The organism is Exiguobacterium sp. ZOR0005 (genome assembly GCF_000798975.1).
Classification (GTDB): Bacteria; Bacillota; Bacilli; order Exiguobacteriales; family Exiguobacteriaceae; genus Exiguobacterium; species Exiguobacterium aurantiacum.
In genome coordinates, this window is sequence record NZ_JTLB01000006.1 from 1 (window position 1) to 23,206 (window position 23,206).

Sequence of the window (23,206 nt, forward strand, 5' to 3'; positions counted from 1 at the left end):
ACGTGAGGTGCGATAGTCGCCGCGCCCGAACTTGCATCATGTGAAGGTATTTCAATCCACGCACCTACGTGAGGTGCGATGTTGTTCTTGGAATACGACGACAAGGTGCGGGAATTTCAATCCACGCACCTACGTGAGGTGCGATGCGCACAGATCGAGGGTGGCTTCTTCGAGCGCATAATTTCAATCCACGCACCTACGTGAGGTGCGATCGGTCTGCCCTTGCGCGGTGACGGACACTTTCACATTTCAATCCACGCACCTACGTGAGGTGCGATCTCAATGGAATCCGCCGAGTGCATCAACAACATATTTCAATCCACGCACCTACGTGAGGTGCGATGGCGGAAGTCTTACGGGAGCTACGCGGCAAGCTATTTCAATCCACGCACCTACGTGAGGTGCGATCCCGACGTTCAGCCGCTATACAAGCTGATGGCGTGATTTCAATCCACGCACCTACGTGAGGTGCGATGCCTTAATCTTAAACGTGAGGTGACATAATAATGATTTCAATCCACGCACCTACGTGAGGTGCGATATCGCAAACGTCGAGCACTCATGGTTCGAAGATATTTCAATCCACGCACCTACGTGAGGTGCGATCGCCGACATCGCGCTACTTGACGCGGTGGGAACATTTCAATCCACGCACCTACGTGAGGTGCGATGCGGCTAAGTTAGCGGAGTTGGAGAAGGCGGAAGAGATTTCAATCCACGCACCTACGTGAGGTGCGATGGTCGAGAAGACCGACGACATGATACAATATGAATTTCAATCCACGCACCTACGTGAGGTGCGATCGGGCACGCGTCACACCGCTTGCTTACGGTCCGATTTCAATCCACGCACCTACGTGAGGTGCGATGTGGGCTATCTTACGGACTAATCTCTTTGTTCTTATTTCAATCCACGCACCTACGTGAGGTGCGATAGCCGATTCATAATTAAAAGCCGACTAAAAATAAATAAAAGAAACAATATTATCCTTTTTAGGATTCAAACCTTAAAAATCATTCGTCTTTTGTTTAGGAATATGATGAAAAATGGTGCGAACCTTTCTAGAAAATGCTGTGCGCTGCATGTTCGCACTCACTAAAAACAACTTCCCCTTTAAAAAATGAGAGGTCCTTCCAAATCTAAAGATTCTTTTGCTCCATAATGTTCCACCTTAGTGGCATGTTGATTTCCTAAACGATAAAATCGGAGACTGTCTTTATCCGCGTCAACAATATCTTTTAACTTCAATTTCAACGTTGTAAATTCAGTTTGATCTACGATACACTCAAACACACTGTTCTGGACTCGTTGACCATATTGCTGACAAATTTTTGCGACTTGTCTCAAGCGTTTTGTCCCACCAGGTGAAATTGTATTGACGTCATATGTTACTAACACAAGCATATATTCCCCTCATTTATACAAAAAAGTTGGATATTCTTCTAAATCTCCTCTGAGGTGTCTAGCTAACAACAGAGCTTGTGCGTACGGTACGAGTCCCCACATCATTTTTTCTTTTAAGTAAGGATGCTGAATCATCTCCTGTTTTTTCTTCTGCCAGGAAGAGAGAAAAACTTTACGTCCTTCTTCCGTCATGAGTACAGCCCCGTTCTCCTTTTGAATAAAATGCTTCGCTTGAATGACTTTCATATTGATTAGCGAAAGTACGAATCGATCTGCATAAATTCCGCGAAGCTCTTCCATTAAATCAAGCGCCAGGGAAATCCGTCCTGGGCGTTCACGATGCAAAAATCCTACGTACGCATCGAGTCCAACTGCCTCGAGTGCCGCTCCAGTATCTCTGGCTAACAAGCTATAAGCGAATGACAACATTGCATTCACGCGATCAAGAGGAGGCCTTCTCGAACGTCCCTTAAACATGAAATCTTCTTTTTGTTGAAGAATCATATCGTCAAATAGTTGATTGTAGTGAACCGCTACCTTTCCTTCAAGTCCTCGTAACCTTTCCAAATCTTCGCATTCCCGAATTTCGATTAACTTTCTTGAAAAATATTGCGATGTCTCTTTGAAACGCGCGACATCAATTCGCATCGGATAATCTCGAGTCGTTCGTTCAAGCATCCATTTTTGATTGTACACTTTACCAAGGATGAAGTTCCTTGCAAGTCGCGACGATTGAATTTCACAGTCAGATTGGCGATACTGTGTTTTGCGTAACACGACATTTCCTTTACTTTCGCCAATAACGCGCGCTAAAAATCGACCGTTTTTCGTCATAAATGTCAAAGGAACATTGTTTGCAGCGCAATAACCCATCAATGCTGGACTGGCACCGGTATATCCAAATGTAACGATTCCTTCGAGATTGTGGAGAGGCACTCGACCTAGAATTTCGTCATCCTTCTTTACGACTATATTCCCGCCGTCAAGAGCAAGGTATGCATCCGATTGGTTTACAAATAGCGTATTTAGCATCTTTTTCAATCCCGAAGCCTCCTCGCCATATACTCACTGACACTCTCTCGAATCATCAATTCTGGTAAACAGATATTTCGGAGCGAACAACTTTTACAATGTGGTCCAGTTTTTACTTTCGGGGTGTATCTTTGATGATAATAGCTGTTCATTTTTGTCAAGATTGCTTTTACTTCTTGTTTTAATGAATCTGACAACAGTACAAGGTGACGATGCTTCGTTTCGTTGTAGTACAAATAACCCTCAGTAATTTGACATAAAAACATTTCTTCAAGACAAATCGCCTGTGCAGCTAACTGAAGCTCATCTTCTTTCCCTACTTTCGGTTTGCCCCGCTTGTACTCAATTGGAATCGGCCGATATAGATCAGGGTTTCCATATAAGGAAACCCCAGCCGAATCCTTGACAAATTCAACGACATCACATTGCCCACTGATGTTTAAGGCTTCTGACTTGATGGCCATCCCACGAACAATTAGACGATCTTTCCTTTTTTCGCGCACATGCGAATCGTCCGCTTTTTTATGCAAATGCTGTCCTTCCACAGTTCGAGTGTTCTCTTCCCATTGTTGTTCGATGTGGATGAGCGCCCACTGTCTCGGACAAAATTGAAAATGTTGAATGCCCGATAACAACAAATAGGAATCGTCTTGTTTATAGTCCATCCAAAATTTCAGGCTTTAGGCCCTCAAGTGTAGCAATATGAATCTCATAATCCGAAAAATCTTTTGGTTCTTCTGTCGTTGGTTTTATCGAGACGGACCGATGCACTTTCGCAGACGAGTACTGTCCAAGTTTTGAACTATGTTCCCACCAATAGACTTTATGCACTTCCATACTTCCTTCTGGGCGAGCCGAAGAAGCATCATTCTCAAACAGTGACACTAAAACCTGTTTTAGTTTCTCAGCATCTTCTTTCGTAAAATTCGTTTTTTCGGCAAGTTGAGTGTTAATACTTCCGTTCAATACATAGACTCCATGATCGACGCGATGTTTCATTCCCATTGTGTCAGAGCCACGTTCTTTGCCGCTCTCAGAGTTCACACTTTTCGTAATCTGCATACTTGTAATATCAATCGGAGCCACACTGGTCGCCGTGTGTATGGAGACAGGGCCACGCACACCAATAGATACTCCAGACTTCTCTCCCTTAAAAGCAAATACCTGACCAAACGAACGGACGTCCATCCAAGTCGCACACGCTTCTTGTGCAAATTGATCTCCCATCCCTTTGCCCTTCATCAACTTCTTCAATTCTTCATTTCCTTCAGCGCGATCCCGCAGACTGTCATAACTATCTGAGCGACGATCATTCGATTGTACAAAAATCGACTCCCCCATATCTTGGAGACGGTTCCGAATTTTTCGTTTAATGGCGACATCTGAAATCTCTCCATAGCCATCGTAGTTTTGTCGAGGCCGGTTACCGTTGAGCGGATCTCCGTTCGGATTTGCTTTAGAAACAGACAGAATGACGGTAAAATCGATTTTGTGATCTAGTACGTTCATGCTTCAACACTCTCCTCATTAGATAAAATGACTTCTTCACGTTTTTGGTACAAATCATGTCGCTGACTATAAAAACCTAAAAGGTATTTACCAGATAACGGTTTGTTCGTAAAATCACTCGGATCAAGTTGTGAGCCCACTTCGTCAATCAATTTGTTAATGTAGGTCACTTTCCCACCAAGTTTTGCTTGGTATGGTTGAAGTGCACTTTGAATCGTCATCCATGTCCGTGCAGGATTTTGAGAAAAGGCGTTCATGTAACGAATCGCGTTGGTTGCACGATTTTCTTTCCCTAATGCTTTCCGCTCCAAATAATCAGCAAGTGCTAACAATCGTCCAAACAAATAATCTCGATCTTTTAAGTTTGAATCTAATGCCACATTCATCCCTTCTTTCTTGTTAATCATTCCACAGGCGATTTGTAACGTTTTCTCCCACTCCCAAGCTTCTAGCCCTACTGGATTCGATGCTCGTTGAATTAAACTACGGCGAACATCATCTGGTACGATACGCCCGTCCACTACACACGGAATCAGTCTTTCCACAGTGGCTTTTATCAGTTTTTCATTAGCCCGCGGACCATAGGCCGTCGTTGCGATATCGTGCAAAGATGGCGCACCGATGAAAACTCGACGTTTTTTCTCACGATCAAAGTAAACATACTCCCACGGATGTTCGGTATGCCAGGATTCGAGTCGATTAAAATATTGTTCTTGATCAAATGAACGATAATAAAGAATCGCCAAACGACCTGTCGTTGCCGCATCGATTATTAAAATATTCACTGTTTGTCGAGGTAATTTTCTTTTAAAACCGATGAGTGCGTCAGAAAATGCTCGTGCACCGTCTCGGTTCGTATCGAATACTTCTTTCTCCTCCACATCGTTAAACAGCGTAGCCAGTGAAAAAGTCGAATCCACCGCACTCGGCATCTCAGTCACTTGACTCCCCCAAACAAGAAAGACACGTTGGTCAATCAGTTTCCCTTGTCTTTGAATAAGCCACTTAAGTGCATTGTGTGCTTTTTGCGATACTTCGTAACTAATCGTCGCTGCTTCAGAGGCTTTGTCAAAACGACCTCGAAACGTGAATCCACTACTGTCGTTCGCCGAGATGAGCTTTGCTTTATCTCCAGCATTACGGATTTTATTCGCATGTTTGGTGGAACCAACTTTTTGTTCTCCCGTTACAAAACATAATGTAGAGTTCCCTGCTTGTTCAGCATAATAAGCGATAAAAGATTGATAAAACTCTGAATCTTGCCATGGCTCTTTATAGAGCTGTTCTGATGAATGAACATGAAAACGTATAAACGCTCCTTCCATTCCACCTGTAACTATGGAGTAGATTTGCGGCTTTTCTTCTTTATCCTTCCACGTCCATTTCAACGTGCTATCCGTCTCTGTAAAAAGTACTTTCTCGTTCACTAAATCTTCAATGAGTCGTCCCTTTTGTAAGTACGTATAGATACTCTTCAACCGATCAAATCCATGAGAGGATTCGGACCATTTTTTCAGGTTATCCATGTACACTTGATGCGCATTGTCTTTTTTATACACTCCTCCAAATGCTTCATAGTCACCAGCTACATAAGGTAACTTGTCGTGTAGCGGATAAGGAGCAATGACACTCCCTGCTCTGCTAGATGAATCTTCAGTGCTAGGAATTAATGTGTTCCCATGACCTTTCTCAATCATTTCGGCTGAGTGAAATTCACCATCAGGTGTTATATTGACAGTGATATGAGCCGTTTGTGTCGTATGAGAAATCGGAAGCAACGTGAACGTCTTTCCTTCCCAACGACTTTCTGATTTACCTACTTCATCGAGATGTTGATTGTATGTCTCGTATAGCTGTTGCCAAACGCTCATTCCATCACCTCCTATAATTGATCATGCAACGATTCTACTGACTCAATCGAACCTTCTGTAAATAGTTTGGCGTGCATCTTTTTGATGGGTTGGACAAGGGAGCAGTCTTCTGGTCTTGTGAATGTAATCACCCCATTTTTCATCACTGGATGCCACAAGCGAACTGCAAGTTCATTTACCCCTGTCTCGTCGGGATAATTGAATCCGTGAACCATGGTTCCAAAATGAAGATCCACTCCATCGTAAAAACCTTCTCCTTGATCAAATTCAATGGGCTCTACGTACGCTTGGCATTCTCTTGCCCCTAGGAAAATATCTCTTCGACCTCCCGCTTCCAGCGAACGTTTAAGAATGGCATAATGCTTTCCTTCATTTCGATCAAACGCTAAATCAGGACGGTGTGGATTGAATTCGAAATGCGCTCGAACGTGATAGCACACGTCCCGCAAATACGTGTAGTGAGCTAGAGAATTCCCACCACTATACTCAATGGGCCGCATCCCCTTTGATTCCATTTTAATCGGCTTCATAATCCGAATTTCATCGACGACCATGACAATTGTCGGCTTCCAATAAATCGATTCGACAATCCCTTTGATGGCTTGATACGTTGGAATTTGATACGACATTTTTTCTCCGCCCAGTTTAGTCAGTGGATCCGTAAACAGTGCATAATTCCCATACACTTTAAACTCAATCGAATTTCGCATAATTCTCTCCTTTCATCACATGAATAAACTTTGCATCTCAGAATCTTGTGACAGATTTAACCCGTACTTTTCATCGTATGCCGATGGTTGCAATACGAGCAATCGACCATCTAGCAAAGAAACAATCCCCCCGCTTTGTTCAAGCACCCTTCTTTCCTGGTCATAAATGCTGATTGTGTATTGTTGAGACTCTTTTAACCACTTCCGGGCATCTTCCCAATTGATGTCACCATTCAAGAGTGCAATCAATTCTTCTCCCTTATCTCCATAAGGGACGAGCACGTCGTCCGTTTGCTGATCGATTACGTGAAAGTTGTCAGCAACCGTTCGATGTCGAGCTACAAGTAACATCGGGGTATCACTGATACGATGCAAATTTTTCGTTCCTTCAAACAACATCGAAGCCAATGTTTCGGTCGAACCTTTTACTGGGTAATCCAAATCAACTTCGCGAAGTTGATAAAACTCTTGGAAATATCGCTGCATCGCAAGTGGGGATAGCAACTCTCCACCATAAGCGTTCAACTCTCGCTCCAAATCGACAACCAATCGTTTAACAATTTCCTGTCCTTTTGCAATGTCCGTTAATTTGGAGACACTTTCCTCAACATGATCAATCAAATAAACGGTTCGCTTATCGACTTCCCCATGTCGGTTGCAACGTCCAGCGGCCTGAGCAATTGAGTCAAGTCCCGCGAACGAGCGAATGACACATTGAAAACTCACATCCACTCCCGCTTCAATTAGCTGGGTACTTATGCAAATGACTCGTTCACCACGTTTGAGTCGTTGATTAATCTTTTGCAAAATGTTTTTGCGATGTGCCGGACACATGGAAGTACTCAAGTGGTATATTTCTTCTTCAGAAAACGAGGGTTGCAAGGACTCATACAGCTTACGGACAACTGTCTTTGTGTTTAAAATGATTAAAACGCTTTGATGGACATTGGCTTTGTCTCGCACGAATAAGTCGAGTCGATGTGTATCAAATCCGTCTGGAACAACTTCAATTTCTGTCCGTTTAAACGCTTCAATGACGGTCGCTAACTCTTGAATCATTTCTCCATCACTCGTCAACCGATGTTTAACAAAATCTAGTGCGGGTTGCGTAGCTGTACATAGAATCACACTTGAACTTAGTCCGTCTTTTAAGAAATTCAGCGATTCATTGAATAGCGATACGCATTTGGTAGGAACTTTTTGCACTTCATCAAAAATAACGACCGCTTCACTTAAGTGATGAAGACGACGTGTATTGCGATTTCCCTTCGCATAGAACGTATTCAAATATTGAACCATTGTCGTAAAGATGATGGGGGCGTCCCAATTGTCTTTCGCTAAACTCAATTTTGCCTGTAAACTCATCTCATCTTCCGAAGCGTCATCTAATTGAATGACATTAGAATGGTGCTCGACGATTTCTTCAGTGTTTAAAACTGATCTCGCGACTTGAGCGTTCTGCTCAATAATTGTCGTAAACGGTACAACGTAAATAATTCTTTTTTTCTGATGATGAGATGCGTGATGTAGAGCATAACGCAGGCTTGCCAACGTTTTGCCCCCACCTGTCGGAATCGAAAGTGTATAAACCCCGCTCGGTCGTTCCGCATACTGCATGCACTGCTCAGACATTTGCTGCCGAAGAACATTTATCGTGGAAACAGTTGAACGATTGTCGGTCAATGAAGACAGATGTCGTTCTAAATTTCCTTTAAGCGTTTGTAGATCCACAGCCAAACTGGAGTCAACTTCTTTTTCTTCAAACTGCCTTGTATTCGTTCGATCCGCATCAATTAAAATGCTAAAGACTAGCTTTGTAAGGAAAGTCGAGTTTACTAATGTCTGTCCGACTCGTTCTAGATAACTCATTAACTGCTGAGATGCAGACTCAACATAATTTTTAAAATCTACCTCTGATATCACTTCATCAAAAAAGCGATTTTTACATACTTCGTATTCATCCAGTACTTTTAATTCAACTCGTTGTAAAAAAGGTGAATCTTCACCGTGAATATAATCGTGAAGGTTTCCGTGGTGCGAGATAATCGCATTACTTACAACTTCCCCCAACAATTGCTGGGGCGCTTTTCCTTTCAACATCTCGAACAATAAACGTCCACCCGCCGTGGCATGGTCAACTTCCCCTCTTTTAACCTTTTCACCAGCCGCCGCTCTCTTGATATAACTTTGAAACGCGTCACTATACTTCCCCATGTCATGAAGCATCGCTGCAAGACCGCAAACGTAATTAAGTTCGAATGGATGCCCCCAATCCTCTGCCAGTTTTTTTGTATCTAACAAATGTTCACGAACAGATTGAATTGTCTGGTCATTTGAACGAATGTGCGCGATGTATTCCACAGATTCACCCCTTCCATAGCACTAATCTTTTTCCACATGTTAGGTATTTACACCCTCAATATTATTACATTATTTTACTTTAGGTATTCACTTTTTCTTATTAGGTCAAAATAAAAAGCGGCTTGTGCCGCTTCGCTTACATCAGGAACGTTCACCTTATTTTTTAGCCAATGAACCAGTAGGGAGCGTCTTAGGCTTACTCACAAAGTACTAGTAAGCATCGCTAGACTTCTTATTTCATGGGATTCAAAAACCGCATATCCTCACGGCTCGGCTGTTCGGCATCGATCTGTTGAATTTTTTGCTCATAATATTTAGCCGTCCACGCCTGTAAACCGACGACGACCCCAAGTACGACAAGGATATACAATTGTCGTTCCTGTTGGAATAAGCCATAGATGGCGAGCGCGCCGATCAGCGTTTGTACTCCTCGAAGAACGTATTGCCGAGGAATCAAACGTCTCACATCCTCTTCGTGTGTCAGCTGCTGCAAAAAGCGGCTCTCTTTCCAGTCCATATACGTCAGCGCCGCGAGCGCCACGAAAAAACCGAGCAAGTATCCGACGGACCCGTTCATCAAAAACATCGCGAACGTCAGTCCGACCGCGATGACGGTCGTGACGTGCAATGGCATCCATTTTTTCTGGTAAGCTACAATTTCCCGTATCCGTTGCTGTTTGTCCATTCCCATCACCTCGCTACTCTGTACGAAGATTGATTGGATTTAGTTCCCTTTTTATTTAAATTTAATATTCTGACTACAAATTATATGGTATTATTTTCATAGTTTGTTTAATCGTTTAGGAGGAATGGATGATGAAAAGCTGGCTCATCACTTGTTTGACCATCGTGTTACTTCTAGTCTCGTCTTTCACATCGATGTCATCAGCAGAAGCTTCGTCAAATAAAGAGAATCATGCGATCATGGGTTCTTCCACTGTGACGCCTCAACAGATGGCGGACTTCGTGAAGCGAAAGAATCCGAACAACGTCCGGCTTCAAGGTGTGACGGTCGAAGAACTGGCGAAACTGTTCGTCATCATCGGCGCGAAAGAAGGTGTCCGCGGCGATGTCGCGTTCGCGCAAGCGTTGAAAGAGACCGGATACTTCAGCTACAAAGGCGACGTCCTGCCGAGACAACATAACTACTCAGGCATCGGCACGGTCGGCAAAGGAGTGAAAGGCCATTTCTTCCGTTCTCCGCACCAAGGGGTGACGGCCCAGATTCAACATCTGAAGGCGTACGCCTCAAAAGACGACTTGAACATGACACGCGTCGACCCACGCTTCCATTATGTGAAACGAGGATCGGCGACGACATGGCCCGCGCTCCATCGCAAATGGGCGATGCAGCCAAAAGGCAACTACGGCACCGAAATCTTATCCATCTATCGGGAGATGGAACGGACACAGCTTCGTATCGCCAAAAAATGACAAGACATATAGGGGTGAAAGATAGTGACTTGCAATCAAGTACGATTGTTCAGCGGACTCGCGCTTCTCGCAGCGGGCATCGCTTTACTTCTCAAACGTTAAGCATCCGGGCATCTGCTCAGATGCTTTTTTTGTCGGCCCTGACGAAACACGCCGTAAAACAGATGTGGCTCTCGCTCATTGATTGAGCTGTCAACGTACCGTCGTGCAGCAACATAATTTGACGCGCAATCGACAAGCCAAGCCCATCGCCCGGCGTCTCGCCACGCGAAGTATCCACACGATACGTCCGGTCGAATAAATGATCGATTGATGCGATGGTCTCAGGTGTCGTCTTATTACATAGTCTCCAAAGAATCGCACCATCTTCTTGCATAAGTGTCAATTTAATCGGGCTGCCTGGCGTCGCATACTTTAAGGCGTTCGACATCAGGTTTTGAAAGACACGGATGAGTTGTTGTTGGTCCGCATCAATATAAAGATCTGGTTGAACATCGAGCTTGAGCTCATGTCCCGCCTCCTCAAACAAGGGACGTAACTCATGGACGAGTTGCATTGTCAGCAAACTTCCATTCAACCGATGTCTCGATAGCGTCACTTGTGAGGAGTAGAGACGGTTCACGTCCATCAACTGATCGAGCAGCTGCTCGAGCTGGGCTGTCTTTTCGTTTAGGACGTTGAAATGGCTCTGTTCTGTCTCAGATAGCTCGCGTTCGTTTTGAAGCAAATGAACGTAGCCACGGATACTTGTCAATGGTGTCCGCAAATCATGAGACAAGTTCGAGAACAACTGGTTTCGTTCTTCTTCATGGGCACGTTCTTTGTCGAACAATTCTTGCAGCTGTCGCGACATGCGATTCACACTGTCCCCGAGCGATGCGAGTTCGTCTCTCCCTTCGATATTTACAGTCCGTCCGAGGTCCCCGTTCGCGATTTGTTCAATTTCACTAGATAAATGCGTAATCTTTTGCAACGTTTTCCGCATCATGAGTGAAAAACCAATGATAAAAATAAGTATCGTAATAAACGTTACGCTCAAAAAAGCCAGATTGGATGTCAACGGTTCAGGCGTTGTCTCGTTCCGAATATAATACATGCTAATCGAGTAGCCCATGATTAAAAACGCAATCGTAGCGATGAAGGCATTTACTAAGATGATTCCAATCAATTTGACGAGCAATCGATCCCACTGTCGCGTTTTCATAACCGGTACCCTACACCCCAAACCGTCTTAATGTAAGATGGCTTCCGTGACGTGTCTTCAATTTTCTCTCGAATTTTTGTGATGTGTACCATCACCGTATTATCTACCTCGAATGCGTCCTCACCCCATACCGCCTCATAGATTTGTTCGACCGTGAGCACTTGATTCGGGTGGCGCATAAAATAAGTTAGAATATCAAACTCTTTTGGCGTGAGGCGAATCAACTCATCGCCCTTTTGGCATGTCCTCGTCTGCAAGTCGAGTGTCACTTCCTGAAACACGATTTTTCCGGACTGGACTGCTTGATCAGCTCCATAGTCACGGTAACGTCGAAGCAACGACTTGACCCGAAGTGTCACCTCGAGTGGATTGAACGGCTTTTTCATATAGTCGTCCGCCCCGACAGAAATCCCTTGCATCAAATCCAAATCACTTGTTTTGGCAGTGAGCATCAAAATGGGCATAAACTGAGTTTTTCGAATCTCGATGCATGCCGAGATTCCATCCATGACAGGCATCATCCAATCTAAAATAAGCAAATCAATCGGTTCACGCGCGACGAGATCGAGTACGTCTTGTCCTGTTGCTGCAAACCGAAGTGCGTATCCCTCGTTTTTTAAATAAATCGCGAGTAACTCGCGAATGGCCTCATCATCATCAGCGATGAGAATGATTGGTTGTGGGCGCATGTGCTTCCTCCTTACCTGAATCTCAATTAGACGTTCTGTTTACAGACGATGCATTTTTCTCGATTAAACGTAGCGTAGCATCTTTTTCTAAATTCTATTTCATCAAGATTTATCTTGAGTATATCGAATCCACCGCAATGGATTCTGTCGAACTTCTTAAGATTTCTTAAGAATACGCTAAAAACTCCTTACGTTCGTCGGGTAATACTAGACAAAGGTAAGGAGTGAACGATTATGGAATTATTGACACAATACGTGATGCTCGCCATCGGCATCATGTTTACACCATTATCAGACGATGTGCTGATGATTACCCATTTAACCGTAACGACGCCTGATTTGGCGCTGTTCTTCACAACGTGGATTGTTTTCACCCTCGCATTCAGCTGGTTTTATCTTGTCGGCCGCGGTCTTCATCGGGTGATCCCATCCTCCCGGCGCGACTCTCGCTATTTACAGCGTGCAAAGGCATTATATGAGACGTATGGGGCCCGAATCGTCCTCATCTCGTATTTCATCCCCGGCCTGCGCCATCCACTTCATTACGTGGCCGGTTTCACATCGCTCAAGTTTCGGACATACGCGCTTTACAATGCCCTCTCCGCTTTTCTATATACCGGAGCTTGGTTTATTGTGATTCGCTTAGCCGGCTATGTGCCGATGTTTCAGCAACTTCAAAACTGGGTCCTATCTTTCTAACTTAATGTCCTCGATATTTCCCGAGCGCACGTATATTCAATAAGTAGAGCACGCCCGCATAGATGACGAGTCCAAGTAAATACGGCCAGATTCCGGAAAAGCCGCTCCCGTACACCATCACTTCTTTAATGGCGGTCGCCCCGTAAAAGATCGGCATGACGTAACTCAAATTGCCGAGTCCGTATGGGATGAGATCGAGCGGGATGAGTCCGGAGAAGAACACTTGCGGGATGATTGTGAACGGGATCATCTGGACGACCTGCAGTTCAGAACGGGCGAACACCGAAATCGTCGCCCCGAACAAGACGGCCGTCCCCGCCATGAGCAGCATCGCCAACATGACCCACGCCATATTGCCGACCGAGGTCAGGCCGAGCACGTAAATCGTATAGAGCACGATGATGACCGACTGCACGACGGCGAACACGCCGTAGCCGAGCGTGTAGCCCAAAATGACTTGTCCCCGTTTGATTGGCGTCATGAGGAGACGCTCGAGCGTGCCGCCGCTCCGTTCTTTCACGAGCGCCATCGCCGACAAGATAAAGACGAAGAAGAACGAGAACAGCGACAAGAACACGTAACCGAACGAATCGAACGTCGATTGTCCTTCTTCCCCGTATACGTAATTCATGTCGATATCAGCCGCCGGATTTAACGTCGATAGCGCCGCTTGAATCTCTCGCACCGCCTTCGATGACTTCGTCGATGGTTCCCGGAGCGTAATCGTCGTCCCCGCCTGTGTCGCTTCGAACACCGCATCGACGTCTGGGTTGTCTTCCAAGTAGCCGAACGGATTGTCGACCGTATCCAACCGGACGTCGAGCGTCTCGGCCTCGAACGCCTCGACGAGTTGCGGTTGCGCGGTCTCATCGAGTACGACGACCGGCACGTAATCCGAGTCCCCGAGTAAAAAGTAGACGAGCGTCAAGATGAGGAGCGGCGCAACCAAAATCAAGGCGACGCTCCGCTTATCGTTCAGCGTCTGAAAGATGACGCGTTTCGCCAAGTTACGCATGACCCGCCCCTCCTTGTCGTCCGGCGATGAGGAACAACTCCTCGACGCGACCGTTCTCCGTCTGGTCTAGCAAGTGCGGGACGGTATCGTAGGCGATCAAGCGGCCGTTATAGATGAGCGCGGCCCGGTCGCACTCGAGCACCTCATCCATGACGTGGGTCGAGACGATGATTGTCGTCCCGGTCGCCCGAATCGTCTGGAACTGATCCCAAATCTGGCGGCGTAAAATCGGGTCGATGCCGACGGTCGGCTCATCTAAAAACAAGACGTCGGGCTGATGCAGGATGGCGATTGCGAGCGAGAGTCGCTTTTTCATCCCGCCCGAGAAGTTTCGGACGAGCTTTTTGCGGTCGACCGTCAAATCGACGAGCTTGAGCACTTCCGTGATGCGTTTCTGCAATTCCGATTTTCCGAGCTTATAGATCGATCCGAAAAACTCGAGGTTCGCCTCGGCCGATAAGTCATCGTATAGTCCATCGTTCTGCGGCATGAAGCCGATTGTATGCAGCATATCCATGCTCGGCATGACCGTCTCCCCGAGCTGAATCATCCCATCGTCTGCTTTTAACGCGCCGATCATCAGCCGGATGAGCGTCGTCTTCCCCGAACCGGACGGACCGAGCAGGCAACAGATATCGCTAGAATTGATCATGAAACTGACACGGTCGATGGCCAATTGGTCGCCGAACGATTTGCTGACGCCGTTCAGTTGAATGTCCATAACGATTCTCCTTTTCGATGTCCGATTCATGTACACTTGACTAACAGACACCGTGTTGGTTTATATGTTCAGTATAGACCTCGCCTGACTACCCAACAATCGGCAAAATCGGCCATCGTGTCGGTTATCAGACAGTTCGCGCGCAAGTGTTGGATAAAGGAGAAAAAAACAGATGGGACATGAAGACTTACGCATCACACGAACGAAACAATTAATCAAGACGGCCTTTTTGGACTTGATTGACGAGCACGGATTCGAGGCGGTCACGGTGAAAGCCATCACCGAACGGGCTGGCATTAACCGTGGCACGTTCTACAGCCATTATGTGGATAAATTTGATTTGATGGAGAAGTTGATTGAAGTCATTTTTCACGAGGCCGAGCAGAAACTGATCAAACAGATTCCACGTGTCTTCGGTGACGAGCGTGGACCAGCCGCTCATGAACTGCTCGTCCCGTTCATTCAATTTATCGAAGAAAACAAAATCTTGATGAAACCCCTCCTCGGACCAAACGGGGACCCGCAGTTCCAGGCAAGACTCCGGTCGTATATGCACGCAGCGTTGTTTCAACGGTCGCCAACAGTCTTTTTCGACGAGACGAAGTCGCTCGTGCCAGCCGATTATCTCGTTTCGTATATCTCATCAGCTCATATGGGGGTCATTTATGAATGGTTGTATAACGACCGTCCGGAAACCGCCGATGACATCGCCCGCATCATCTATACGATTACTTTCAAAGGACCGTTGACGGCAGGCGGTCTGAAACCATAAAAAAAGACAGGCTCAGACCCTGTCTTTTCGAAGTGGCAGCGTGACGGTCACGGTCGTTCCAACGTGTACTTCACTCACCACCTGAATTTGTCCTTGATGCAAGGCAACGATTTTCTGAACAATGGCCATACCGAGCCCCGATCCGCCTTGATGTCTCGAAGGATCTGCTTGGTAGAACCGTTCGTAAATCCGGCTCACTTGGTCCGGCGTCATGCCTTCCCCCTCGTCTTGAATCTCACATACGATTGCATCGGCCGTCTGCCTCAATTGGACGCGCAATCTTCCTTCCTCACGGCTATGGGTGATCGCGTTTTGAAGCAAGTTCATCCACACTTGCTGTAGTAGACCCGCATCTCCAAGCATATCCACTTCGTTTAAATCCACAGCCCATTTCAATCGTTTTTGGTTCGATTCCCGTTCGAACGAGAGCATGCTCTCCCGGAGCTGTTCCGTGAGAGAGAACGAGGTGACATCTAATCCGACGACGGTATGGTCGAGCTTGGACAATCGCAATAAATCTCGTGATAATCGCGACAGCCGCTTCCCTTCACGCTCAATCATTAACGCATAATGGATTCGCTTTTCTGGCGCCACGTCTTTCTTCAACATCGTCGCATACCCTAAAATTGAAGCGACCGGTGTTTTGAACTCGTGGGCCATGACAGACGTGAGCTCTTCGTTTTTCGCTTCATTCGTCTCGAGCGCCTCTGCCATTTGATTGAACTGTTGGGCGAGCTTGCCGATTTCGTCATCGCTCGAGTCGTTCACCCGGACGGTCAAGTCGCCCGTCGCGACGTGATTGACTGCTTCCGTCACGCGATCGATGCGCCGCGTCATGAGCCGAACGGCGAGCAAAACCAATAGGCTCGAGATGAGTGCCGTCAGCAAGAGCGTCTGGAGTGATACGTCACGGAAGATCGAAATCGGGTTCTCGTCTGCATTCGGCGCGAGCGTCACGATTGTATCGTCGAGTAAAAACGCGACTTCCGGTAAACGCTCGGTGCGCGCAATCGATTCTCCCCGTTCAAGACGGGTACGTTCCGCCACTGTCCAACTAGAGCGTTCGTACCGTTCCGTCCGTGTCACGAGTGTCGCATCGGAAAACAAATCGACTGCCTCTTCGGCGCTGAGCCCATATTGTTCAGACGCCCGGACCATGCTGTCCGCACGTTCAACGAGCATCGCTTCGACTTGTGTCGTGAGCGTGTTGAATTGGAATGTTAAAAACAACGTCAGCGTCAAGAGGACCGGAATGAGTAACAATCCGAAGAAAATGACGATAAAACGACCGTAAATCGAGCTAAAGAATCGCTTCATTCGCTCAACTCCAACCGGTAGCCAAGTCCCCATATCGTATTGATTTGGAACGCCGTCACATGCTTCAAGCGGCTGCGGAGCCGATTCACATGCACGTCAATCGTCCGCGTATCGCTTTCCGTGTCGTAGCCCCAAATCCGATCGAGCAATTGCTGACGGGTGAACACTTGATTCAAATGAGTCGCCATGTAGTAGAGTAGCTCAAACTCTTTACGCGGCAACTCAATCGTCTCCTCCGGCGTCTTTAACGTGAGCGCCGTCTCGTCGAGCAGACAGTCCTTCAGCTGAATCTGATGGTTACGATGGATGTTCGCCCGGCGAAGGAGGGCTTCAAGCCGGAGTTCTAGTTCTTCGAGGTCAACCGGTTTAACGAGATAATCGTCCGCTCCCGCTCGAAACCCCTTCTTTTTATCCGAAATCATCTCAAGTGCCGTCAACATAAGAATCGGCATCGAGTAGCCGGCGCCGCGCAGCTGCTCGGTCAACTCACGCCCGTCAAGACGTGGCATCATGATGTCCGTGACGATGACGTCGATTGGTTCGTTGTCGAGGTAATCAAGTGCCTCCTCCCCATCCTTTGCGTGAAGGACGTGATAGCCCGCCGTCGTCAAATATTCGGCTAACAGCCCTCCGAGCGTCGGGTCGTCTTCTACGAGCAGTAACGTGACCATGATCATCCTTCTTTCTTCATGCGTTTCGCAACGCTTCAATTGGTTGTAAGTTCGAGGCTTTCCGGGCTGGAATATAGCCAAAGATGACGCCGATGACGACCGAGAAGCCCAGGGCAAGCCCGACTGTTGTAGCAGCAAGGGTGAACGGGACACCCATCACCATCGTCAAACCGAGCGCGAGAATTGCTCCGAATAGGACACCGACGACGCCACCTAAGACAGAAAGCAAGACCGACTCGAATAAGAACTGTTGACGAATCTTGCCTGGCGTCGCGCCGAGCGCTTTCCGTAACCCGATCTCACTCGTTCGTTCCGTCACGGAGACGAGCATCATGTTCATGATCCCGATGCCTCCGACGAGTAACGAAATCGAGGCAATTCCAATCAATAGCATGCTGAGTAGCGCATTGATTTGGTCGATTGAGGCGAGCGCGTCTTCGAAACTCGTCACGGTAAACGCGTCACGTCCGTTGAACGCCGTCGTCAATTGCCGTGTCACTTCTTCGTTCACGGATTCCGATTGACCTGCTTCCGTGTATAAGTCAAACGAAGCGATGGTGTTTTGGTGAAATTGATGGAGAGCCGTCGTGACAGGAATGACGACCGCGTCATCCGTCGACATCGAAAACTCAGACGACGGAGCGAGCGTGCCGATAATCGTGTATCGGGCGCCACCGATCGTCATCGTCTCCCCGAGCGGTGAAGTTGTCGGGAACGCATTTTTCGCAAGCGTATCCCCAATCAAAGCGACCTGCGTCCGACTCGTGACGTCGAGTGGAGTGATACTCCGCCCATCCGCGACCGTAGAGTCGGTAAAATAAGCGTCGCTCTTTCCGAGCACCGTTTTCATCGCGGTCTGGTTAGAGAACGAGACGTCGACGGATTGGGTCGTTGTCGGCGAGATGGACTCGACTCCTTCAATCGCTGCGAGCCGTTCAAGCTCCGCGCCACTGACACCATTCTTCATCCCATCTTCGATTTGAACGGTCATCCGGTCTGCCCCGAACGTCGCGACTTCTTCATTGATGGAGTCGGTGACCCCGGTGATGACCGTCATCAACGTAATGATGGACGCCGTCCCGATAACAATCCCGAGAATCGTCAAAAACGATCGCATCTTATGGCTGATGACCGTTAACCAGGCCATGCGTATATTTTCTCGAATCATCGCACCCGTTCCTCCTTTTCAATGCGGCCATCGCGCACATGGACGATGCGCGTCGCTTCTTTCGCGATGTCGATGTCGTGTGTGATCATAATGATGGTTTTTCCTTCTGCATGTAACTCGTGAAACAGTTCCATAATTTGACGACCGTTCGCTTGGTCGAGCGCGCCGGTCGGTTCGTCGGCGAGCAGCAAGGACGGGTTCGTCACGAGCGCGCGGGCGATGGCGACGCGTTGTTGCTGCCCACCCGACAGTTGGTTCGGAAAATGGTCCAGCTTGTCTTCGAGACCGACACGCGCCAGCATCTCGCTCGTTCGTTTAAGTCGATCCGTTTTTGAGAGGCGCTGATAGATCAACGGGAGTTCGACGTTCGCGCGAGCGGATAAGCGCGGCAACAAGTTGAACTGTTGAAAGATGAACCCGATTTGTTTGTTTCGAAACAGCGACAGCTCTGCTTCCGATAGACCGGTCACATCTTTTTGTCCGAATCGATAGCGCCCGCTCGTATACCCATCCAAACAGCCGAGTATGTTCATGAGCGTCGACTTGCCTGAACCGGATGGCCCGAGGATGGCGACGAATTCACCTTCCTTCACTTCAAGGTCGATTTCGTTTAAGACGGTCTGCACGTTGTCGCCCGAGCCGTACGTTTTCGTGAGCGACTGCACGTCGATGAGCGTACTCATTGGCCACCTCCGATTCGTGGAGGCATGATTCCGCCGCCTGTCGCTTCATCGAGTAACAACACACGATCCGCCTCCAATCCATCCTTCACTTCGACACGGCTTCCATCAGTGATCCCGAGCTCGACTTGTTGCTTTACTGGACCATCCTCGCCTTCGATATAGACGTAGGCGTCTTCGTGCTCGAACGTAATGCTGTCGAGCGATAACGTCTTCGTGTTTTCGACTCGTTCTGCGACAATGATCCCTTCAAGCGTCATCCCGTTGCGCAAACCGTCTGTCTCATTCAAGTCGACGTTCATCGCATAACGCGCGGATGCACCTGGCATCGTCATCGCTTCCGCTTCATCGGCAATCGTATCAATCGTCCCCTCGAGTTCAAGGTCAAGCGCACTCACATAGACGGTGAGCGTACCGCCTTCCTCGACTTTTCCAAGATCTCGCTCATCAACGAAGAGTCGGCCCGTAGCCGCTTCCGCATCGATGACTTGTCCGGTGAACGAATATTGATTCTCGATCGTCTCGACCGACACGTTTTCTGTTTTATAGTTTGTCGCTTGCGGCATGAACGCGACACCTGCTCCGAGCGTGACGACGAGAACGACTGCTCCGAGTACCCATTTCCATGTTTTCTTCATTCTGTTGTTCCTCCTTTTGGTGATAGCCTTAGGATAAACAGAAGATGTAAACAAACTGTGAACAGCATATTCGTTCTACCAATGTGCTGAAATTGAATGTTCGGAAGTGTGCGTGCAGGGAATAGAGGCAATAGTGGCAAATGAATCAGTAAGCGTTTCATAAATCATGTCGGAAAGAGGCGGTACGTGTATGCAGAACGTGAACAAGTCAGTGATTGTCATCGGTGGGGGGCTAGGCGGGATTTCGGCAGCCATCTCGCTGAAACAAAAAGGCTATGACGTGGCTTTGTATGAAAAGAACGACCATATCGGTGGGAAAGTGAACCGTCTCGAACAAGACGGGTTCGGGTTCGACCTCGGCCCGTCGATTTTGACGATGCCGCAAATTTTCGAGAAGTTGTTCACCGGGAGCGGCAAACGGATGGAAGACTACGTGCCAATCAAGCGGTTAGACTTGGAGTGGCGTTCGTTCTTCCCGGACGGCACGGTGCTCGACTTGTATCACGATCTCGACGTGATGGCGAACGCGAACCCGTCGCTGTCGAAGAAAGACATGAAAGAATATCGCAAGCTATTGAACTATGCCGAGCGCATCTATAACACGACAGAGCGCAGTTACTTAAAAGAAGGGTTCGAGTCGCCGTTCGAGGCGGTCACGCAAATCGGTCCGATTGCGACGCTCATGGGCTTTGATTTGGCGTCGACGATGTACAGCGCCATCTCGAAACGAATCAGCAACCCGCACCTGCGGACGATGCTGTCGTATTATGTCAAATACGTCGGGTCGTCGCCATATAGCGCCCCGGCCGTTCTCAATATGATGATTTACATGCAGCACGCGCAAGGGTGTTGGTACGTCGAAGGTGGCACACATAAGCTCGCCGAAGGTTTGACAACACTCGCCGAAGAGATTGGCGTCAAGCTAAACACCGGACAAGGCGTCGTTCGGGCGCATACGCTCAACGGGAACATCTCGGCGATCGAGCTCGAGGACGGACGACTCCGCTCTGCCGATTACTACGTCTCGAACATGGAAGTCATCCCATTCTATCAAAAGATGGTCGATGTCGAAGAGGCGTTCGTCGACAAGCTCGTCGACAAATACGAACCGGCCAGCTCCGGCTTCGTGCTCCATCTCGGCGTCAAAAAAGAATACCCGGCACTCGCACACCACAACTTCTTCTTCTCAGAAAACTTACAAGAGCAGATGGAGAAGATTTTCGACAGACACGAGTTGCCGGACGACCCGACGATTTATTTGGTGAACGTCAACAAGACCGATGCGACCCAAGCACCGGCGGGACATGAGAACATTAAAATCTTGCCGCACATCCCGTACATTCAAGAAGACCCGTTCACCGAGGCCGATTACGCGGCGTTCGAGGAACGGGTGCTCGATAAGCTCGAACGGATGGGAATGGATGGGCTACGTGACAACATCGTCACGCGGAACGTCTGGACGCCGCACGACATCGAGCGCATGTACGGGTCAGACCGTGGTGCGATTTACGGGACCGTGTCGGACAAAAACCAGAACGGCGGATTCAAGCATAAGAAGCAAAGTGAACTGTATGAGAATTTGTACTTCGTCGGCGGCACGGTCAATCCGGGCAGCGGGATGCCGATGGTCACGCTCAGCGGCCAACAAGTGAGCGATAAGATCGCGAAGCGCGACGGTGTGATGACACGTTAATCAAGAAACGACCCTTTGGAACAGATCGTTACTGTTTCGAAGGGTTTTTTGAAACTTTTTACATTTACGAAGCGTATACATTGTTAAAATCTTGTAATGACAATGAGGTGTCTTATGCATCAAATTTCAAGTTATTTCTTTATGTACATCAAAATCGTCCTCACAGATAAAATTCCGTTCGTGATGATGATGGGCATCCCACTTGGCATCGCCCTCTTGTACAGCCCGCCAGATGTTCAAACGATGGCCGCGTCGGATTACGCCATGTACTTGTCTTCCTTTTGGGTATACATCATCCTCGCGACTCACTTGAACGGAATCGGCCTCGAGCTCGCCCGGATGCGAGAGTATGGTCTCATGAAGACGTACGTCATGATCTCAGGCAACAAGTATACGTACATACTCGCCATCTTATCGGCCCAGCTCGTGTTCGCCGCCATAAGCCTGTCGCTCTTCACAATCGTCGTCACGCTCGTCCACGGCCAGTTCGCGCTTAGCTATCTCGTCACGCCGCTACTGCTCTTACTCGGGAGCATCCCGTTCGCGCTCGGTAGCGTCGCGCTTACACTTCTCCCCGTCAAAGTATCAAGCTTGATGCGATTCGCGAACCTGCTCGCCTTTCCGTTGTTTTATTTGGCGATTAAACAGCCGGACGTCTGGTTCGGCTATGCGAACCCGTTTTACGCGCTACTTCAATTATCGCTCGCCATCGTCCACACCGTCGCCCAAGTGGATGTGTCGTTCAATCTCATGATGACGCTGTTCGCTCTTGTCGGATACGTCTTCGTCGGACTGTTCGCCATCCAGCGCTTCAATTTGATCTCATCGGTCACACGCTAGGAGGAAATCATGCATATCCAACAGTTACGCTATACGTATCCGAAAGCGACACGTCCCGTGCTCGACGGCGTCTCGTTCACGCTCCACCCGCATAAATTAAACGTCTTAATCGGGCTGAACGGAGCCGGGAAGACGACACTCTTCGACTGTATGACCGGGACGCTCCCAATCGAAGCGGGCACGCTTCAGCTCGTACCGTCGACGGACATGCTCTATTTGACGCAACATATGATGTATCACAATGAGTTGACCGGAAAAGACTTGACGTATTTCATCGGCCGCCTCACGAAACGTCCCGATTTCAAACGTCTTGAGACATACATGAATGGGCTTTCGAGCGCCCGGGAACAAGAACGGTTCGAACATTTGTGGAAGATGAAGCTCGGAAAGATGTCGGTCGGCGAACGCAAATGGCTGTTCGTCACACTCCTCTCGTCGGTGAAACGTGCGCTTTACTTGTTCGACGAACCGACGAGCGGGGTCGATCCGGCGTCACGCATCCACATCATGCGCCGGATTCAGCGGCTCGTCGAAGACGGTCGGACGTGTCTCATCTCGACCCATCAGTTGCATGACCTCGCCCAGCTCGATGCCCACGTCATTTTCTTACATGAAGGGCGCGTTCTTTATGAGGGCAGCTACGACGACTGGCTCGCGGCGTCCGGGACGAATGACCCGGACGAGGCGTTTCTTCAAATGGTCGAGGGTGACCTCACGGAAGTGGCGGTGACACGATGACCGAATCATTTTGGGAACGGCATCGCTTCAAGTTTTATA

At 48.1% G+C, this 23,206-nt stretch carries 23 protein-coding genes and 1 CRISPR repeat array; of the genes, 6 read left to right on the forward strand and 17 right to left on the reverse strand.

What is annotated here, in order from left to right:
* Positions 1-48: 48 nt before the first annotated feature.
* Positions 49-935: a CRISPR direct-repeat array (repeat unit 32 nt; unit sequence ATTTCAATCCACGCACCTACGTGAGGTGCGAT).
* Positions 936-1,114: 179 nt separating this feature from the next.
* From cas2 to L971_RS02355, 8 genes are all read right to left on the reverse strand, one after another.
* Positions 1,115-1,405 (reverse strand): CRISPR-associated endonuclease Cas2, encoded by a 291-nt coding sequence (cas2, locus tag L971_RS02320; protein WP_047374114.1) that lies wholly within the window; start codon positions 1,403-1,405, stop codon positions 1,115-1,117.
* Between the two features lie 9 nt (positions 1,406-1,414).
* Entirely contained in the window at positions 1,415-2,446 is a 1,032-nt protein-coding gene (gene cas1c / locus L971_RS02325; RefSeq protein WP_047374116.1) for a type I-C CRISPR-associated endonuclease Cas1c, read from the reverse strand.
* Entirely contained in the window at positions 2,443-3,102 is a 660-nt protein-coding gene (cas4, locus tag L971_RS02330) for a CRISPR-associated protein Cas4 (RefSeq protein WP_047374118.1), read from the reverse strand. Before cas4 ends, cas1c begins: the two co-directional genes overlap by 4 nt.
* Complete coding sequence (cas7c, locus tag L971_RS02335; RefSeq protein WP_047374119.1) at positions 3,092-3,946, reverse strand: type I-C CRISPR-associated protein Cas7/Csd2; 855 nt, start codon at positions 3,944-3,946, stop codon at positions 3,092-3,094. Before cas7c ends, cas4 begins: the two co-directional genes overlap by 11 nt.
* Positions 3,943-5,817, reverse strand: coding sequence for a type I-C CRISPR-associated protein Cas8c/Csd1 (gene cas8c, locus L971_RS02340; RefSeq protein ID WP_024372012.1), 1,875 nt, complete (start codon positions 5,815-5,817; stop codon positions 3,943-3,945). Before cas8c ends, cas7c begins: the two co-directional genes overlap by 4 nt.
* A gap of 11 nt (positions 5,818-5,828) precedes the next feature.
* Positions 5,829-6,527 (reverse strand): type I-C CRISPR-associated protein Cas5c, encoded by a 699-nt coding sequence (gene cas5c, locus L971_RS02345; protein WP_024372013.1) that lies wholly within the window; start codon positions 6,525-6,527, stop codon positions 5,829-5,831.
* A 15-nt stretch (positions 6,528-6,542) separates the two neighbouring features.
* Positions 6,543-8,888 (reverse strand): CRISPR-associated helicase/endonuclease Cas3, encoded by a 2,346-nt coding sequence (locus tag L971_RS02350; protein WP_047374121.1) that lies wholly within the window; start codon positions 8,886-8,888, stop codon positions 6,543-6,545.
* A gap of 232 nt (positions 8,889-9,120) precedes the next feature.
* Entirely contained in the window at positions 9,121-9,573 is a 453-nt protein-coding gene (locus L971_RS02355) for a hypothetical protein (RefSeq protein WP_047374123.1), read from the reverse strand.
* A gap of 131 nt (positions 9,574-9,704) precedes the next feature.
* Between L971_RS02355 and L971_RS02360 the strand changes: the two genes are divergently transcribed.
* Positions 9,705-10,322: a glucosaminidase domain-containing protein gene (locus L971_RS02360; RefSeq protein WP_047374125.1), complete on the forward strand. Its 618-nt coding sequence runs from the start codon at positions 9,705-9,707 to the stop codon at positions 10,320-10,322.
* Positions 10,323-10,440: 118 nt separating this feature from the next.
* Here L971_RS02360 and L971_RS02365 read toward each other — a convergent pair whose 3' ends face one another.
* Complete coding sequence (locus tag L971_RS02365; protein WP_047374127.1) at positions 10,441-11,526, reverse strand: HAMP domain-containing sensor histidine kinase; 1,086 nt, start codon at positions 11,524-11,526, stop codon at positions 10,441-10,443.
* Positions 11,523-12,215, reverse strand: coding sequence for a response regulator transcription factor (locus L971_RS02370; RefSeq protein WP_047374129.1), 693 nt, complete (start codon positions 12,213-12,215; stop codon positions 11,523-11,525). The genes L971_RS02365 and L971_RS02370 overlap by 4 nt, the downstream gene beginning before the upstream one ends.
* 234 nt (positions 12,216-12,449) lie before the next feature.
* Between L971_RS02370 and L971_RS02375 the strand changes: the two genes are divergently transcribed.
* On the forward strand, positions 12,450-12,914 hold the full coding sequence (locus tag L971_RS02375) for a DedA family protein (RefSeq protein WP_024372020.1): 465 nt from the start codon (positions 12,450-12,452) through the stop codon (positions 12,912-12,914).
* 1 nt (position 12,915) lies between these two features.
* Here the strand turns inward: L971_RS02375 and L971_RS02380 are convergent, their stop codons facing one another.
* Together L971_RS02380 and L971_RS02385 are read right to left on the reverse strand one after the other, a co-directional pair.
* Positions 12,916-13,929 (reverse strand): ABC transporter permease, encoded by a 1,014-nt coding sequence (locus tag L971_RS02380; protein ID WP_047374131.1) that lies wholly within the window; start codon positions 13,927-13,929, stop codon positions 12,916-12,918.
* A complete protein-coding gene (locus L971_RS02385; protein ID WP_052200230.1) occupies positions 13,922-14,650 on the reverse strand; it encodes an ABC transporter ATP-binding protein in 729 nt (242 codons plus the stop codon). The genes L971_RS02380 and L971_RS02385 overlap by 8 nt, the downstream gene beginning before the upstream one ends.
* A 172-nt stretch (positions 14,651-14,822) precedes the next feature.
* On the opposite strand from L971_RS02385, the gene L971_RS02390 reads away from it, so the two are divergent.
* Positions 14,823-15,422 (forward strand): TetR/AcrR family transcriptional regulator, encoded by a 600-nt coding sequence (locus L971_RS02390; protein WP_047374135.1) that lies wholly within the window; start codon positions 14,823-14,825, stop codon positions 15,420-15,422.
* 12 nt (positions 15,423-15,434) lie between these two features.
* Here the strand turns inward: L971_RS02390 and L971_RS02395 are convergent, their stop codons facing one another.
* From L971_RS02395 to L971_RS02415, 5 genes are read right to left on the reverse strand one after another with little or no spacing between them, the layout of a single operon-like run.
* Positions 15,435-16,739, reverse strand: coding sequence for a HAMP domain-containing sensor histidine kinase (locus L971_RS02395; protein WP_047374138.1), 1,305 nt, complete (start codon positions 16,737-16,739; stop codon positions 15,435-15,437).
* Complete coding sequence (locus tag L971_RS02400; protein ID WP_047374236.1) at positions 16,736-17,410, reverse strand: response regulator transcription factor; 675 nt, start codon at positions 17,408-17,410, stop codon at positions 16,736-16,738. Before L971_RS02400 ends, L971_RS02395 begins: the two co-directional genes overlap by 4 nt.
* Positions 17,411-17,426: 16 nt before the next feature.
* Complete coding sequence (locus tag L971_RS02405; RefSeq protein WP_047374140.1) at positions 17,427-18,578, reverse strand: ABC transporter permease; 1,152 nt, start codon at positions 18,576-18,578, stop codon at positions 17,427-17,429.
* Positions 18,575-19,261 (reverse strand): ABC transporter ATP-binding protein, encoded by a 687-nt coding sequence (locus L971_RS02410; protein ID WP_047374142.1) that lies wholly within the window; start codon positions 19,259-19,261, stop codon positions 18,575-18,577. Before L971_RS02410 ends, L971_RS02405 begins: the two co-directional genes overlap by 4 nt.
* Entirely contained in the window at positions 19,258-19,896 is a 639-nt protein-coding gene (locus tag L971_RS02415) for a hypothetical protein (RefSeq protein ID WP_047374144.1), read from the reverse strand. Before L971_RS02415 ends, L971_RS02410 begins: the two co-directional genes overlap by 4 nt.
* Before the next feature lie 190 nt (positions 19,897-20,086).
* Here L971_RS02415 and L971_RS02420 point away from each other — a divergent pair, with 190 nt between their 5' ends.
* From L971_RS02420 to L971_RS02430, 3 genes are all read left to right on the forward strand, one after another.
* The gene (locus L971_RS02420) at positions 20,087-21,589 is read left to right on the forward strand and encodes an NAD(P)/FAD-dependent oxidoreductase (protein ID WP_047374146.1); all 1,503 of its coding nucleotides are present in this window, start codon (positions 20,087-20,089) and stop codon (positions 21,587-21,589) included.
* Positions 21,590-21,703: 114 nt separating this feature from the next.
* Positions 21,704-22,429 (forward strand): hypothetical protein, encoded by a 726-nt coding sequence (locus L971_RS02425; RefSeq protein ID WP_047374148.1) that lies wholly within the window; start codon positions 21,704-21,706, stop codon positions 22,427-22,429.
* Positions 22,430-22,438: 9 nt separating this feature from the next.
* Positions 22,439-23,167 (forward strand): AAA family ATPase, encoded by a 729-nt coding sequence (locus L971_RS02430; protein ID WP_052200232.1) that lies wholly within the window; start codon positions 22,439-22,441, stop codon positions 23,165-23,167.
* Positions 23,168-23,206 lie beyond the last annotated feature (39 nt).